Source organism: Actinospineispora spinosispora DSM 44797 (assembly GCF_000429025.1).
Classification (GTDB): Bacteria; Actinomycetota; Actinomycetes; order Mycobacteriales; family Pseudonocardiaceae; genus Pseudonocardia; species Pseudonocardia spinosispora.
Genome location: NZ_AUBB01000036.1, coordinates 45147 through 60833, shown reverse-complemented (window position 1 = coordinate 60833; position 15687 = coordinate 45147). Strand labels below are relative to the sequence as shown.

Below are 15687 nucleotides of genomic sequence, written 5' to 3'. Positions count from 1 at the left end.
GTGCTGTCCTTCGCGCTCACCGACGAGCAGGAGGCGTACCGGGTCGAGCTGGCCCGGTACGCCCGCACGAAGCTCCTGCCCGCCTACCGGGACCGGGCGGCCAGCACGGAGTTCCCCTGGGACGCGCACAAGGAGCTGGCCGCGCTCGGGGTGCTCGGCATCGGCCTGCCGGAGGAGTTCGGCGGGACCGGGACCAGCCCGGACGACCCGGTCACCCTCGGCATGATCACCGAGACGCTCGCCTACGGGGACGTCAACGTGGCGGCGGCACCCGTGCAGAGCGGTCTGGTCGCCGCGCAGCTCGGTGAGGGCGGCAGCCGGGCGGTCCAGGAGCGTTACATCCCGGAGCTGATCGCCGGTGACGCGGTGTCCGGTATCGCGGTCACCGAGCCGGGCTCCGGATCGGACGCCGCCGGGATGCGCACCGTGGCGAAGCCGGTCGACGGCGGCTGGCTGCTGTCCGGCGAGAAGATCGCCATCACGCACGCGATGTGTGCCAAGACCATGCTGATCTACGCGCGGCACCCCGGATCGTCGCGGTCCAAGGGCATCAGCTGTTTCCTGCTCCCGATGGCGTCGAAAGGGGTCTCGGTCGCGCACATGCCCGGCATGGGCTGTCTGCCACTCGGCTGGGGATCGATCGCGATGGACGAGGTGTTCGTGCCGTCGGATCACCTGGTCGGCGAGGAGGGCCACGGGTTCGCGGCCGCGATGCACCACTTCGACTTCAGCCGGTCCGCCCTCGGGCTGCTGTGCCTCGGCGCCGCGCGCGCCTCGCTCGACGAAGCCGCCCGGTACGCCCAGGAACGTGAGGCGTTCGGCCAGAAGATCGGCGAGTTCCAAGGGGTGTCGTTCCCGCTGGCCGAGCACACGACGTACCTCGAGGCGGCGCGGCTGCTCTGCTACCGGGCGCTGTGGGCGCGACAGGTCGACGAACCGCACACCGCGCTCGCCGCGATGAGCAAATGGTGGCCGCCGCAGGTCGCGCTCGATGCCATCCAGGCGGCCATGAAGATCCACGGCAACCTGGGCTACTCGACGGAGTTCCCGCTGCAGCAGCGCTACCGCGACGTCATGGCCTACCTGGTCGCGGACGGCACGTCGGAAATCCAGAAGCGGATCATCTCGAAGGACGTCTACCGGAAGGCGCAGTGATGCTCGAGGTCGGCACGTCGGTCCACGACCAGATCCTCAGCGTGGCGCCGGACGAGCGGCGCGCGCTGCTCGGTCGGATCGCCGACGCCGGCATCGATCACGTCGTGGTGGCCGACCACGTGAGCTTTCACGGTGGCACCGGCTTCGACGGCATGCTCGGCGCGGCCACCGCGCTGGCCACCGAGGATCGGGTGTCCGTCCTGATCGGCGTCTACCAGCTGGCGCTGCGCCACCCGATGACCGTGGCCCGTTCACTGGCGTCGCTCAGTTCCCTGGCGCCCGGACGGCTGACCCTCGGCGTCGGGGTGGGTGGCGAGGACCGCTCCGAGGTCAGCAACTGCGGCGTCGACCCGGCGACGCGGGGACGTCGGATCGACGAGTCACTCGGCTTGCTGCGCCGGCTGGCGACCGGCGAGACGGTCGATCACTCGGGGGAGTTCTTCAGCATCTCCTCCGGCGCGGTGCTGCCGGCGCAGAAGCCCGAGGTGCCGATCCTGATCGGCGGCAAGTCCGAGGCGACCATCCGCCGGACCGTCTCCTACGGCGACGGCTGGCTGGCGATGTTCGTCTCGGCGCGCAAGTTCACCGAGTTCACCGGGCAGATCGCGGCGCTCGCCCAGGAGCAGGGCCGTCCGGTGCCGGCGCGGCACGGCTTCGAGGTGTGGTGCGGGCTCGCCGACGACGCCTCGGTCGCCCGCGAGCTGGTCGCGGAGAAGATGGCCGCCCTGTACAAACTGCCGTTCGAGAAGTTCGAGCGCCTGTGCCCCGCCGGCACGCCCGCGCAGGTGGCGGACTTCCTGCGCCCCTACGTCGACGCGGGCGCCCACAGCCTCACCCTGGTGCCCTGCTCGCCGAGCTGGCAGGCGGGCGTCGACGCGGTGGCCGAGGTCCGAGCCCTCCTGGCAACCTGACCCTGGCGGTCGCGCTCAGTGGGTCACCCGGACCACCACCTCGGTGTCGGTCAGGCGCTCCACGCGGATCGTGAAGCCCTCGGACTGGGTTTCGCCGCCCACCGGGACGTTCACCTCGTGGCCGGCCACCGAGAGCGTTGCCTGACCGTTCTGCACACCGACCAGCTTCGCCTCGATGCCGAGCACGGACACCGACGTTCCGCCGCTGCGGGCGAACGTGATGGTGCAGCCGCCCAGGTCGCAGTCGGTGTTCGAACCGGAACCGCCACAGCCGGTGAGCAGACCGAGGCCGAGCAGAAAACTGAGAGACAGGCAGGCGGTAGCCAGGCGCGGAGTCATGATTCTCAGCCTATCGGTGGCCCGGTACAGCAACGGGGCCCTACTCCCACGGGAAAGGAGTAGGGCCCCGTCGTGTCGCGTTGGTCTAGATGAGGCCGCCGAACTGGTAGTGGTCGCGGCCGCGGCCCTTGCTCTGGTCGGAGCCGAGGTACTGGTCGTCGTCGTAGGCGTTCGCGCCCTTGGGGGCGTGGTAGCCGGTGCAGCCCTCGTCGTAGTCATCGGCGTCCGGGTAGTCGTCCGCCCGGTTGCCGTTGGAACCGATCGCGGTGTCGGCGTCCGACGCGCCCTCGCAGTGCGAGTCGCGCTTGCCGCTCTCCCGTTGGTCCGCGTTGGCCCGCTGACGTGCCTTGTCGCTGCTGCGGTTGTTGTCGGTGTAACCGCGGTCGCTGTAGCCGTCGTCGCTGTACTCGTCCGAGCTGGACTGGTCTTCGGCGTCGGTGCTGTCCCGCTTGACCGGGACGCCGTGCGAGGGCAGCTGGAAGCTGTGCAGCTCATTCGCCGACGGAGCGGCCGAGGGAGAGTTCAGTGCGGCGCCGGGCGCCTGCTCCTGCGCGAGGCCGGCGTGACCGGGAGTGGCCGCGAGCGCGGTCCCGGGGATGCCGAACGCCGTGGCCATGCCGGCAAGCGCGGCGGTGGCTTGCATGGCACGCCGAGCGGTCTGCTTCATCGTCGGTGATCCTCTCCGGGCACAGCTGAACTCGCCTATCGCTGAATCAACGACGCTTCGGGGGAGGAGGTGCGGTAGCTGGTGTAATACCTTCGCACGTTCACCCATGTCGGTGGGGGTACTCCTCTCCCCCTCCCCCCGAGGCCGGGTGGGCTACATGTTGCGGCGGTACTGGCCGCCCACCTCGAAGAACGCCTCGGTGAGCTGGCCGAGCGAACACACCCTGGCGGCCTTCATCAGCTCGACGAAGACGTTGTCCCCGGCGACCGCCGCGTCCTGCAGACGACGGATCGCGGTGGGTGCGTCGTCGTTGTGGCGGGCCTGGAAGTCGGCGAGTCGGTCCAGCTGGGACTTCTTCTCCTCCTCGGTCGCCCGCGCCAGCTCGATGGTCTGCGGCTCCTCGTCGTCGGCGCCGGGACGCAGGAAGGTGTTCACGCCGATCAGCGGCAGCGTGCCCTCGTGCTTGCGGTGCTCGTAGAGCATCGACTCGTCCTGGATCTTGCCGCGCTGGTAGCCGGTCTCCATCGCACCGAGCACGCCACCACGTTCGGCGATCGCGTCGAACTCCCGCAGTACCGCCTCCTCGACCAGGTCGGTCAACTCATCGATGACGAACGAACCCTGCAGCGGGTTCTCGTTCATCGACAGGCCCCACTCCCGGTTGATGATCAGCTGGATGGCCATCGCGCGGCGTACCGAGGACTCGGTCGGAGTGGTCACCGCCTCGTCGTAGGCGTTGGTGTGCAGCGAGTTCGCGTTGTCGTACAGCGCGCACAGTGCCTGCAGCGTGGTGCGGATGTCGTTGAAGTTCATCTCCTGCGCGTGCAGCGACCGACCGGAGGTCTGCACGTGGTACTTCAGCTTCTGCGACCGTTCGTTCGCGCCGTAGCGCTCACGCATCGCCACCGCCCAGATGCGGCGGGCCACGCGGCCGATGACCGAGTACTCGGCGTCCATGCCGTTGGAGAAGAAGAACGACAGGTTGCCGGCGAAGTCGTCGATGTCCATGCCGCGCGCCAGGTAGCTCTCGACGAACGTGAAGCCGTTGGCGAGAGTGAAGGCGAGCTGGCTGATCGGGTTCGCGCCGGCCTCGGCGATGTGATAGCCGGAGATGGACACCGAGTAGAAGTTGCGCACCTTGTGCTCGATGAACCACTCCTGGATGTCGGCCATCATCCGCAGTGAGAACTCGGTGGAGAAGATGCAGGTGTTCTGGCCCTGGTCCTCCTTGAGGATGTCGGCCTGCACCGTGCCCCGGACGTTCGCCAGCGCGTACGCGGTGAGCTCGGCGCGTTCGTCCTCGCTGGGCTCGCGGTCGTTCTTCTCCCGGAACTTGTCGAACTGCTGGTCGATCGCCGCGTTGAGGAAGAACGCCAGGATCGTCGGTGCCGGACCGTTGATCGTCATCGACACCGACGTGGTCGGCGAGCACAGGTCGAAGCCGTCGTAGAGGGCCTTCAGGTCCTCCAGCGTGGCGATCGAGACACCCGAGGTGCCGACCTTGCCGTACACGTCGGGCCGGGTGCCGGGGTCGCGGCCGTACAGCGTCACCGAGTCGAACGCGGTGGACAGCCGCTTGGCCTCGGAGTCCGAGGACAGATACTTGAACCGGCGGTTGGTGCGGAACGGGTCGCCCTCACCGGCGAACATCCGGGCCGGGTCCTCGCCCTCGCGCTTGAACGGGAACACCCCCGCGGTGAACGGGAACCTGCCGGGCAGGTTCTCCCGACGCAGGAACCGCAGCAGCTCCGCGTCGTCGGTGTACTTCGGCAGCGACACCCGGCGGACCTTGTTGCCGGACAGCGTCTCGCGGGTCAGCTGGGTGTGCAGCTCCTTGTCACGGATCGTCACGACCAGCTCGTCGCCGGAGTAGTCCTCGACGACGCTCGGCCACTCGTCGAGCAGCTCGGCGGACTCGGCGGGCAGCGCCTTCTCGGCGGACTTCAGCACCTCGTCGATGCCGCCGGCGTCGGCCTCGGCCTTCTCCAGCGCGGCCTTGGCGATGCGCAATGCCTGGCGCTGCTTGGCCGCGTCGGAGTGCTTGGCCGTCGCACTGTGGTAGCCGCGCACGATCTCGGCGATGTCGGCCAGGTAGCGGACCTTCTCCGGCGGGATGACCGCCGCGTACCCGGACGAGGTCTTGCGGTCGGTCCTGGCCAGCCTGCCCTCACCGATCGTCAGGCCGTGTTCGGCCAGCAGGTCGGTGAGGTGGTGGTAGAGCGCGGTGACGCCGTCGTCGTTGAACGTGGCGGCCGAGGTGCCGTAGACCGGCATGTCCTCCCAGCTCTGGCCGAACGCGTCCCGGTTGCGGACCAGCTGCCGGCTCACGTCACGGCGCGCGTCCTCGGCGCCCCGGCGCTCGAACTTGTTGATCGCCACGGCGTCCGCGAAGTCCAGCATGTCGATCTTCTCGAGCTGGGACGCGGCGCCGAACTCCGGTGTCATGACGTACAGCGAGCTGTCCGCGAACGGCACGATGCCCGCATCGCCCTGACCGATACCCGGTGTCTCGACGATGATCAGGTCGAACGCGGCCGCCTTGAGCACGTCGAGCGTGTCACCGAGGCGTTCCGGCAGGCCGCCGTCCGTGCCCCGGGTGGCAAGCGAACGGAAGAAGACCTGGTCGCCGACCAGCGCGTTCATCCGGATCCGGTCGCCGAGCAGCGCGCCGCCGCCCTTGCGCCGGGTCGGGTCGACCGCGAGGACCGCGATGCGCAGCTTGTCCTCCTGGTCGAGCCGGAAGCGGCGGACCAGCTCGTCGGTGAGCGAGGACTTACCGGAACCGCCGGTGCCGGTGATGCCCAGTACCGGGACGGGGTGGCGTTCCACGGCCTCGGTGATGCGGGTGCGTACCTCGTCGGGCAGCGTGCCGGTCTCGGCCATGGTCAGCGCGCGGGCGAGTGTGGCGGGCTCGCCGGTGAAGACGCCGTCATAGTCCGAGGGCGGCTCGGCGCTGAGGTCCGTGTCGCACTCGCGGATCATCAGGTTGATCATGCCGGGCAGGCCGAGCTTCTGGCCGTCGTCCGGGGAGAAGATGCGGGAGACGCCGCGCGAGTGCAGCAGCTCGATCTCCTCGTGGACGATGACGCCGCCGCCACCGCCGTACACCTTGACGTGGCCGGCGCCGCGTTCGCGCAGCAGCTCGACCAGGTAGGAGAAGTACTCGACGTGCCCGCCCTGGTAGGAGCTGATCGCCACACCCTGGGCGTCCTCCTGGATGACCGCCGCGACGACCTCGTCGACCGAGCGGTTGTGGCCGAGGTGGATCACCTCGGCGCCCTGGCGCTGCAGGATCCGCCGCATGATGTTGATCGCCGCGTCGTGACCGTCGAACAGGCTGGCCGCGGTGACGAAGCGGACCGGATTGACCGGCTGGTGCAGCTCCATGGTGTCTCCCCGTGCAGTGCTAGGTAAGCGTCATCGACTACCCGATTTACTATGACACCAAACTATCGGAAGTAGAACAGAAGCCGCAGTGACTTCCCTCTCGATGCACACCCGTGAGTGGCGAGTGGTCCGGGGAGACCACTCGCCACTCACGGGTCCTGAACTGGGGTTATCGCTTACCGAGCAGGCGGGTGGGGATGTCTGTGAGGCGGGAGCGCAGGTACTCGCCCAGGCCCTTGGCCTGGGGGTCCGGGCGGGTGCTCGACGCGACGCCCTCGCCGAGCAGGCCCACGACCACGAAGTTCAGCGCGTACAGGTTCGGCAGTTCGTAGCGCTGTATGGCGAGCTTGTCGGCCTCGGGCAGCAGCTCGCGTAACTTCGCCTCGGTGAGGTGGGCGCGCAGCCAGTCGTACTCCTCGGCGGTGCGGGTCCACAGTCCGACGTTGGCGTTGCCACCCTTGTCACCGGACCGTGCCGCGCAGACATTGCCCAGCGGGGCGCGTTCGGTCGGGCCGCTGACGAATTCCCCGACTCGCTCTGACGAATTCCCCGACTCGCGGGGTTGTGAGGGGGTGTGCGGGGTGTGGGGGATGGTGCGGCGGGTGCCGTCGGGCAGGACCGCTTCCTGGGTGACGTGTTCGGACGGGACCAGGGCGGGCCAGTAGACGCCGTACGCGGTCTCCGGGGTGGGCGGGGTCGTTGTGTGGAAGCCCGCGTAGCCGCCGAGCGCCAGCTCCATCGTCGCATTGGAGAACGCCCTGCCGACCTTGCGCTTGTCCGGGTCCTTCACCGTGATCCGCAGGTGGGCCGTCGCTTCGACGTTCGTGTCCGCGTCCGCGTGGTCGAAGCGCAGCAGCCGGACGTCGGTCTCGGCGAACTTCTCTCGCCCGCCGAGCACTTCGAACAGCAGCTGCTCCGCGTACGCGGCACGCTCGGCGATATCCAGGCCGGTGAGCACCAGCGTCATTGTGTTGCGGTAGCCGCCCAGCTGGTTCAGCGCGACCTTCAGCGTCGGCGGTGGCGGAGTGCCGGTGCAGCCGCTGATCCGCACCCGGTGCGGCGCCTCCTGGGTCAGGGCCAGGGTGTCGAAGTGCGCGACGACGTCCGGGTTCGGGTACGCGGGTGCGCCGATCTCGTACAGCAGCTGCGCGGTGACCGTGCCGGCCGAGACGAGCCCGCCGGTGTCGTCGTGCTTGGTGATGACGCTGGAGCCGTCCGAGGCGACCTCGGCGATCGGGAAGCCGGGATAGCGGCGGTCGGTGATCTCCGCCAGGTGCGAGTAGTTGCCGCCGGTCGCCTGCGGGCCGCACTCGATGACGTGCCCGGCGGCGACCGCCCCGGCGAGCGCGTCGAAGTCGTCGCGCGCCCAGCCGTGCCACCACGCGGCCGGCCCGACGACCAGCGAGGCGTCGGTGACCCGGGGGCACACCACGATGTCCGCGCCGTGGGACAGGCACTCGGCGATGCCCCAGCCGCCCAGGTAGGCGTTCGCCGAGATCGCCGTGCGGCCGGACTCGGCGAGCGGGCGTCCGGTGTCCAGGTTCGACAGGTCGACACCGGCCGCCTGCAGCTCGTCCAGCCGGTCGACCAGGTTGTCGCCGGTCAGGTAGGCGACCTTCGGCGCGAGCCCGAGCCGGGAGGCGAGCTCGGCGATCTGCTCGGTCAGACCGGACGGGTTGAGGCCGCCGGCGTTGGTGACGATCCGGATGCCCCGGTCCAGACACGTGCCGAGCACGTGCTCCAGCTGGGTCAGGAAGGTGCGCGCGTAACCCGCCGACGGGTCCTTCTGCCGTGCCTTCCACAGGATGAGCATGGTCAGCTCGGCCAGGTAGTCGCCGGTGAGCACGTCGATCGGCCCGCCCTCGACCATCTCCCTTGCCGCGTCGATCCGGTCGCCGTAGAACCCGGAGCAGTTGCCGATCCGGACGGGTCTCATCGGGTCTCCTTGCCGACCGGGGTGGGTAGCAGCGCGCCGGACCGTTCGAGCTCGGCGATGCGTTCGCCATCGAGGTCGAGCCAGCGGGACAGGATCTCGGCGTTGTGCTCACCGACGAACGCCGCGCCGCCGCGCGGCTCGCACGCGCCCGCCGAGAAGCGGTACGGCATGCGGATGACCGGCCGGGTGCCGCCCTCCCGGTTGTCCACCTGTGCGACGACCTCGCGCGCGGTGATCGTAGGTGAGGACATGAGAGTCGCCGGGGTGCGGATTTCGGCCCAGGCGACTCCCGCCGCCTCCAACGCGGCCAGCAGCTCGGACCGCTGCGCGAAGCCCGCGACCCACTGCTCGATCACCTCGGCGCGGTTCGCGAACCGCTGAGGACCGGTGACCTCCGGGTCCGGATCGGTCAGGCCGTGCGCGGCGGACAGCCGGTGCCACAGGTACTTGGGATCCGCCGAGATGAGCAGCGGGCCACCGGCGGCCTGGAACACCGAACCGGTCGCCGGGGAGACCGGGTAGGTCCCCTCCAGGCTGTAGTGCGTGTAGTCGTCGGTGGCCAGCATCGACTCGAACATGCTCAGGTCGATGTACTGGCCGGCGCCGGTCCGGTCGCGCAGTCGCAATGCGGACAGCACCGCGACCATCCCGTGCAGCGAGGTCACCGAGTCCGCGAGCGCCATGACCACGTCGTTCGGCTCGGCGCCGTCGACCTCGGCCTGCCGTCCGAGCAGACCGGCCTCCGCGTGCACCACCGGCGCATAGGCCTGCCGCCGGGACTCGGGCCCCCACTGACCGAACCCGGACACCGACAGCATCACCAGGCCGGGGTTGACCTCGGACAACGCAGTCCAGCCGACGCCGAGCCGGTCGACGATCCCCGGCCGGAAGTTCTCGATCACCACGTCGGTCTCGGCGACGAGCTGACGCAGCAGCGCGGACCCGGCGTCGGTGCCCAGGTCGATCGAGATGTTCGACTTGCCCGCGTTCTGCTGTACGTACAGCCCGGAATGACCATGGCTGCGCGGCCCGAACACCTGGGTGATGTCGGTGCCGGGCACCTCGACCTTGACCACCTCCGCGCCCAGGTCGGACAGCATGCGTCCGACGTAGGGCCCGGAGATCGCCCTGGACAGGTCGAGCACTCGGATGCCGTCCAGCGGGAACTCACTCATCTGCGGTGTCTCCTAGTAGGACTTGGGCAGACCGAGGACGTGTTCGGCCAGGTAGTTGAGGACCATCTCCTGCGGCAGCGGCGCGAGGCGCAGCAGCCGGGCCTCCCGGAAGTACCGTTCGACGTGGTACTCCGAGGCGTAGCCGAAACCGCCGTGCGTCTGCACCGCCGCGTCGGCGGCCTGGAACGCGGCGTCGGCCGCCAGGTACTTCGCCGAGTTCGCCTGCTCGCCCGCCGGCAGTCGCCGGTCGAGCCGCCAGGAGGCCTCGCGGATCATCAGCTCGGCGGCGCGCAGACGCGCGTGCGCGTCGGCGAGCGGGAACGCGATGCCCTGGTTCTTGCCGATCGGCCGGCCGAACACCACCCGCTCGTTCGCGTAGGTGACCGCGCGGCGCAGCGCGGCCCGGCCGGTGCCGAGCGCCTCGGACGCGATCAGGACGCGCTCGGCGTTCAGCCCGTCGAGCAGGTAGCGGAAGCCCTTGCCCTCCTCGCCGACCCGGTCCCTGCCCTCGACCCGCAGCCCGTCGTAGAGCACCTCGCAGGACGCCACGGCGTTGCGCCCGAGCTTCGGGATGGCGTTGATGTGGACGGCCGGGTCCTTCAGCTTCGCCACGAACAGCGTCATGCCGTCGGTCGGCTTCGCACACTCGGCCTTGGGTGTGGTGCGGGTCAGCAGCAGCACACGCTCCGACTCGAGGGCCTTGGACGTCCAGACCTTCCGGCCGTGCACCACGTAGTCGTCACCGTCCTTCACGGCGCGAGTACTGATCGACGTGGTGTCCAGCCCGGCGTCCGGCTCGGTCACGCCGAACGCGACGTGCAGGTCACCGGAGGCGACCCTGGTGAGGTGGCGCTGCTTGATGTCCTCGCTGCCGTGCAGCACGACCGGGTGCATGCCGAAGATCGACAGGTGGATCGAGCTCGCGCCGTTCATGCAGGCGCCGGATGCGGCGACCTCCTCCAGGACGATCGAGGCCTCGGTGATGCCCTGCCCGCCGCCGCCGTACTCCTCGGGAATCGCGATGCCGATCCAGCCGCCCTTGGCCATCGCGTCGTAGAACTCCCAGGGGAACTCGTGCTCGGCCTCCAGACGCATCCAGTAGTCGTCGTCGAACTGCGAGCAGACGTCCCGTACGGCGTGCCGGATAGCCCGGTGGTCCTCGTTCTCCTCGAAATCCATGGTGGTACCGACCTTCATGACGTGGCGCGTTTAGTCTCGCACCAAATAATTTTAGACTAGAGTACTTCGGGTGTCGAGAAAGCAGCCTTCGGAGCCATCTTCGGACGCCGGAGGAGATGTCGCGCCCCGGCGTGACTCGATCGAATGGTCGCGTCGTCGCTGGGCGGACGCGGGCGAGCCGGAGCCCGACCACTTCGCGGCGATGGCCGCCGTCATGCGGTTGCACCAGGTCGTCGGGGCCGAGCTGGATCGTGCGCTGCGCGAGCACGACCTGACCCGCACCGCGTACCTGATCCTGTGCACGCTCAGGATCGCCGGTGACCACACGCTGCCGATGGGGCAGCTGAGCAGACGGCTCATGCTGCATCCCACGACGATCAGCCTGGTCGCGGACAAGCTGGAGAAGCGAGCGCTGGTGACCCGTGCGCCGCACCCGACCGATCGACGGACCGTGCTCGCGACGTTGACCGGGGAGGGGGTGGCGGCGCTCGCGGACGCCAACCGGACCCTGGCTCAGGCTGGTTACGGGCTGCCCGAGGTGAGCGACCGGCTGGCGATCACGCTGACCGAGGTGGTGCGTGAGGTGCGGGAGAGGATCGGCGACCGGTGAGTCAGGCGAGGCCGAGCTGGCGGGCCAGGGTGGCGGCGTCGTAGTAGGCACGGATCGCGCCGGCCCGCCCCTCGTCGTCGACGGTGAAGATGTCCGTGCCGAGCACGTCGAACGACTTGCCGCTGGCCGGTGCACCGGGCGGGAACTCAGCTCCGGTGTGGGTGCCGGTCATGCGCCACTCGGCCGCGACCCTGCGGTTCGCCTCGTCCAGCAGTGGCTCGCCGAGTGCGGTGAAGCGGATGTCCGGGAACGCCGCCCAGGACATCTGGAAGAAGCCGTGCGCGCCCTCGAGGTCGGTCAGCTCGGCGGGCAGTGACGGGTCGGTCCAGCTGAAGCGAGGTGCGAGCAGCCCGTCCGTGCCGTCGAGCTGGTGGCCGTTCCATGCCGCGAAGTAGCGCGACGGGTACAGCGCCAACGTCTGGGACAGCGATGTGGTCATGACATCTCCTCGTGTCCTCAATTAATGAGTATTAGACTTAATTCGGCCTCAGCCTACCGCCGGACCGGCCTGGATGCCGGGCTCCGCATCCGAAGGGGGCAGAAATTGCCACTCGCGGGGGTCGTGGGGCAGGTCACAGCGGCCTACCGTCCTGCCGAGCGAGTTCCAAGGAGGGAAGTCATGACCATCGAGCAGACGCCGGAGACGGCGGAGTTCAACCTCAGCACGATGAAGTTCTGGGGTGAACCGCGCCAGGTCCACCACGACACGTTCACGTGGCTGCGGGAGAACGAGCCGGTCAGCTGGCACAGTCCTCCCGAGGCGCTCGACCCGAACCTGGACAACGCCAAGGGCTACTGGTCGATCGTCAAGCACGCGCACATCAAGGAGATCTCGCGTAACCCCGAGGTGTTCAGCTCGGCGGACGGCGTCTTCATGGACGACTTCCCGCAGCTGGAGACCATGCTCTCGTTCATCGTCACCGACGCCCCGAGGCACCCACAGATGCGCGGGATCGTGAGCGCCGCGTTCACCCCGAAGCACATCAAGAAGATGGAGGATGACACCAAGGCGACCGTGCGGCGGATCATCGACGAGGTCGCGCCGCTCGGCGAGGGCGACCTGTGCGAACTGATCACCAAGGAGGTCCCCGGCCGGGTCTTCGCGTCGTTCTTCGGGATCACCGAGCGCGAGGAGGTCCAGCACACGATGGATCTCGCCGAGCAGATGGGCGCCTGGGCCGACCCGGAGTACGCGCACATCGGCTCGCCGCTGCAGGTCTTCGCCGACGCCTCCTCTCGGCTCGGTGAGCTGGCGCTGCGGCTGGCCAAGCAGCGGCGCGAGAAGCCCGGCGACGACCTGATGACCTGGGTGTCGCAGGCGCAGTACGAGGGTCAGAAGATGACCGTCGAGGAGGTCGGCGTGTTCTTCGCGCTGCTCGCCGGCGCGGCCAACGACACGACCCGCCACTCCATGGCGCACCTGATCGCACTGTTCGCCCAGCACCCCGACCAGCTGGAGTACGTGTTCGAGGACTTCGACGCGCGGTCCGAGGATGCGGTCAACGAAGCGTTGCGGATGGAACCGCCGCTCATGCACTTCCGGCGCACCGCGACCCGGGACTACGAGCTCGGCGGGAAGACGATCAAAGCGGGCGACAAGGTCGTCCTCTGGTACATCTCCGGCAACCGGGACGGTGAGGTCTTCGAGAACCCGGACACCTTCGACGTCACGCGCCCGTGGAAGAAGAACCCGCACCAGGCGTTCGGTGGCGGCGGACCGCACTACTGCCTGGGCAACATGCTCGGCAAGCAGATGCTGAAGTCCGAGATGTGGGAGATCTACACCCGAATGAAGAACCTGCAGGTCGGCGACAGAGACCTGATGCTCTCCAACTTCATGAACGGAGTAATGACCCTCCCAGCAACCTGGACCCCACCGTCGTGAGTGGCAAGGGTGTCTACCGCGAAGCGGCGCCGAAGGCGTAGGCGCTCGGAGCACTCACGACACGCTTTTCGTCGTGAGTGTTCCGGGCGCCTATCGGCGCCCTTGCCACTCACGAGTCGACGGCGAAGCCGAGATGCCTTGGAGCCGGGTACGGGGTTGCACGTAGGGAGAGTGCACAGTCCCGGGGAGGGGTTTGCGGTGCGGGTGGATAGCTGTACTATCCATGTACTCGTAACGGTGTTACTGATACCTGGAGAATGACCATGGAGCCGCTCATCGCCCTTGTCGTCGTCACTCTTGTTCTTGCCTCGGCTGCGGCTGCGGGGGTGCGGAGGCTGCGGCCGTGGACCGTGCCGTTGCGTGCGGGCGTGGCGGTGATGTTCCTGCTCACCGGCGGTGCCCACTTCATCGGACTGCGCGAGCAGATGATCGCGATGGTCCCACCGGTACTGCCCGCGCCCGGTCTGCTGGTGACCGTCACCGGCGTGCTGGAGCTGGCCGGCGCGATCGGGGTACTGCTCCCCGCGACCGCGCGGCTCGCGGCGGGCTGCCTCACCGTGCTGCTGATCGTGATGTTCCCGGCGAACGTCTACGCCGCGGTCGCCGGTGTGCTCACCGCACCGGAGGATGCACTGCTGCCACGCACCCTGATGCAGGTCGTGTTCGTCGCCGCGACCTCGGCGATCGCCTGGTGCACGCCGGGGCGCGCCCGTCGGGAGATCACCCCTGTCGAGGTGTGAGCGAGTCTCATGGTCGATCGTGGCACGGAGCGCGAGGATGGCCGTCATGATCGAGGAGGAACTGGCGCCCCACGTGCGGCGCTGTGTCGAGCTGGCGACCGAGGCACTCGAAGCCGGTGACCAGCCGTTCGGTTCGGTGCTGGTCAACGCCGAGGGGGTCGCCGTCGCCGAGGACCGCAACCGCATCGCCGATGGCGACTCCACTCGGCACCCCGAGTTCGCCCTCGCCAGGTGGGCCGCCGAGAACCTCCCGCCGGACGAGCGTCGGACCGCCACCGTGGTCACGTCGGGCGAACACTGCCCGATGTGTTCCGCCGCGCATGCCTGGGTGGGTTTGGGACGCATCGTCTACGTCCACTCCTCGGCGCAGCTGGCCGGCTGGCTGACCGAGTGGGGCGTGCCGTTGCCGCCGGTCAGGACGTTGTCGATCAACGAGGTCGCGCCGGACGTGCCTACCAGTGGACCGGTCGAGGAGTTGGTATCGACGATGCGCGAGCTGCATCGCCGGTGCTTCGCGCCCGGCGAGTAGTGGCTCACATCGCCTGGACCAATGCCCACATGCTTGTACTATCGGGCAAATGAACATGTCTTATAAGACAACACATCCAGTGCTGAGTCCAGCATCCCTCGGTCCGCTGGCGCTGCGCAACCGCGCCGTGGTGGCACCCATGTCCCGGGTGAGCGCCGGCGCCGAGGGAATCCCCACCGAGCAGATGGCCGCGTACTACGCGCGGTTCGCCGAAGGCGGGTTCGCCGCCGTGATCACCGAGGGCGTCTTCACCGACTCCCTGTTCTCCCGCTCCTACCAGCACCAACCCGGCCTCGTGACCGACGAGCAGCAGGCCGGGTGGGCGCTGGCGGCCGACCGGGTGCACGCGGCGGGCAGCGCCTTCATCGCCCAGCTGATGCACGGGGGCGCGCTGTCGCAGTGTCTGACGGAGACCGTGGCGCCGTCCGCGGTGCACCCCAAGGGTGCCAAGATGGCCGACTACGGCGGCAGCGGCCCGTACCCACTGCCCCGGGAGATCACCTCGTCGGACATCGGCGCGGTGATCGACGGTTTCGTCGCGGCCGCCCGCCGGGCCCGGGCCGCGGGTTTCGACGGCATCGAGGTGCACGGAGCGAACGGCTACCTGTTCGACCAGTTCCACACCCCGTACACGAACCTGCGCACCGACCGCTACGGCGGAACCGCGGCGGACCGCGTCCGGCTCACCGCCGAGACCCTCTCCGCGATCCGCGCGGCCGTCCCGTCGGACTTCGTGGTCGGCGTCCGGCTGTCCCAGACGAAGGTCAACGACTTCGAGCACCGCTGGACCGGCCGCGGCGAGGCCGCGGTCTACTTCGCGGCGGTCGCCGAAGCCGGCGCCGACTACCTGCACATCGCCAGCGAGGGCCGCGACTGGCGGCAGACCGCCATGATCGAACCGGACCTGAGCGTCACCGCGCTCGCCCGCGCCGTCACCGGCCTGCCGGTACTGGCGAACGGCGGCATGCACGACCCGGCTCGCGCCGCCGAGATCCTCGGCGACGGACACGCCGATCTCGTCGCGCTGGCCAGCGGCGCACTCGCCAACCCGGACTGGCCCCAGCGCCTGCGCGACGGTCGTCCGATCGAGAAGTTCGACCACCGGATCCTGCATCCCTCGGCGAGCCTGGACAATGCCGAACGGGTGCTCGCGGGCGTGGCGGGCTGACGAGAG

The 15687-nt window shown here is 69.0% G+C and carries 14 protein-coding genes; 7 read left to right on the top strand and 7 right to left on the bottom strand.

Going from position 1 to position 15687, the window contains the following annotated elements; all coding sequences use genetic code 11:
* On the top strand, positions 1-1155 hold the full coding sequence (locus G406_RS0117710) for an acyl-CoA dehydrogenase family protein (RefSeq protein ID WP_028934867.1): 1155 nt from the start codon (positions 1-3) through the stop codon (positions 1153-1155).
* Positions 1155-2066 carry an LLM class flavin-dependent oxidoreductase gene (locus G406_RS0117705; RefSeq protein ID WP_211241182.1) on the top strand — a complete coding sequence of 304 codons (912 nt, stop codon included), beginning with the start codon at positions 1155-1157 and terminating at the stop codon, positions 2064-2066. Before G406_RS0117710 ends, G406_RS0117705 begins: the two co-directional genes overlap by 1 nt.
* 15 nt (positions 2067-2081) lie before the next feature.
* Here the strand turns inward: G406_RS0117705 and G406_RS0117700 are convergent, their stop codons facing one another.
* From G406_RS0117700 to G406_RS0117675, 6 genes are all read right to left on the bottom strand, one after another.
* Positions 2082-2405, bottom strand: coding sequence for a hypothetical protein (locus tag G406_RS0117700; protein ID WP_051342266.1), 324 nt, complete (start codon positions 2403-2405; stop codon positions 2082-2084).
* An 85-nt stretch (positions 2406-2490) separates the two neighbouring features.
* On the bottom strand, positions 2491-3072 hold the full coding sequence (locus G406_RS0117695; RefSeq protein ID WP_028934864.1) for a hypothetical protein: 582 nt from the start codon (positions 3070-3072) through the stop codon (positions 2491-2493).
* Positions 3073-3225: 153 nt separating this feature from the next.
* The gene (icmF, locus tag G406_RS0117690; protein WP_028934863.1) at positions 3226-6459 is read right to left on the bottom strand and encodes a fused isobutyryl-CoA mutase/GTPase IcmF; all 3234 of its coding nucleotides are present in this window, start codon (positions 6457-6459) and stop codon (positions 3226-3228) included.
* A 169-nt stretch (positions 6460-6628) separates the two neighbouring features.
* Complete coding sequence (locus G406_RS0117685; protein WP_028934862.1) at positions 6629-8395, bottom strand: acyclic terpene utilization AtuA family protein; 1767 nt, start codon at positions 8393-8395, stop codon at positions 6629-6631.
* Complete coding sequence (locus G406_RS54115; protein WP_051342265.1) at positions 8392-9570, bottom strand: CaiB/BaiF CoA transferase family protein; 1179 nt, start codon at positions 9568-9570, stop codon at positions 8392-8394. The genes G406_RS0117685 and G406_RS54115 overlap by 4 nt, the downstream gene beginning before the upstream one ends.
* Positions 9571-9582: 12 nt before the next feature.
* Positions 9583-10767, bottom strand: coding sequence for an acyl-CoA dehydrogenase family protein (locus G406_RS0117675; protein WP_342666226.1), 1185 nt, complete (start codon positions 10765-10767; stop codon positions 9583-9585).
* Between the two features lie 52 nt (positions 10768-10819).
* On the opposite strand from G406_RS0117675, the gene G406_RS0117670 reads away from it, so the two are divergent.
* Positions 10820-11359 carry a MarR family winged helix-turn-helix transcriptional regulator gene (locus G406_RS0117670; RefSeq protein WP_028934860.1) on the top strand — a complete coding sequence of 180 codons (540 nt, stop codon included), beginning with the start codon at positions 10820-10822 and terminating at the stop codon, positions 11357-11359.
* A 1-nt stretch (position 11360) separates the two neighbouring features.
* On the opposite strand, the gene G406_RS0117665 is transcribed toward G406_RS0117670, so the two are convergent.
* A complete protein-coding gene (locus G406_RS0117665) occupies positions 11361-11798 on the bottom strand; it encodes an ester cyclase (RefSeq protein ID WP_028934859.1) in 438 nt (145 codons plus the stop codon).
* Between the two features lie 180 nt (positions 11799-11978).
* Between G406_RS0117665 and G406_RS0117660 the strand changes: the two genes are divergently transcribed.
* The 4 genes from G406_RS0117660 to G406_RS0117645 all read left to right on the top strand — a co-directional run bounded on the left by G406_RS0117660 (position 11979) and on the right by G406_RS0117645 (position 15681).
* Positions 11979-13244, top strand: coding sequence for a cytochrome P450 (locus tag G406_RS0117660; RefSeq protein WP_028934858.1), 1266 nt, complete (start codon positions 11979-11981; stop codon positions 13242-13244).
* 263 nt (positions 13245-13507) lie between these two features.
* On the top strand, positions 13508-13984 hold the full coding sequence (locus G406_RS0117655; protein ID WP_028934857.1) for a DoxX family protein: 477 nt from the start codon (positions 13508-13510) through the stop codon (positions 13982-13984).
* Between the two features lie 46 nt (positions 13985-14030).
* Positions 14031-14513 carry a nucleoside deaminase gene (locus tag G406_RS0117650; protein ID WP_028934856.1) on the top strand — a complete coding sequence of 161 codons (483 nt, stop codon included), beginning with the start codon at positions 14031-14033 and terminating at the stop codon, positions 14511-14513.
* A 49-nt stretch (positions 14514-14562) separates the two neighbouring features.
* Positions 14563-15681 carry an oxidoreductase gene (locus tag G406_RS0117645; protein ID WP_037077178.1) on the top strand — a complete coding sequence of 373 codons (1119 nt, stop codon included), beginning with the start codon at positions 14563-14565 and terminating at the stop codon, positions 15679-15681.
* The last annotated feature ends 6 nt before the right edge of the window (positions 15682-15687 follow it).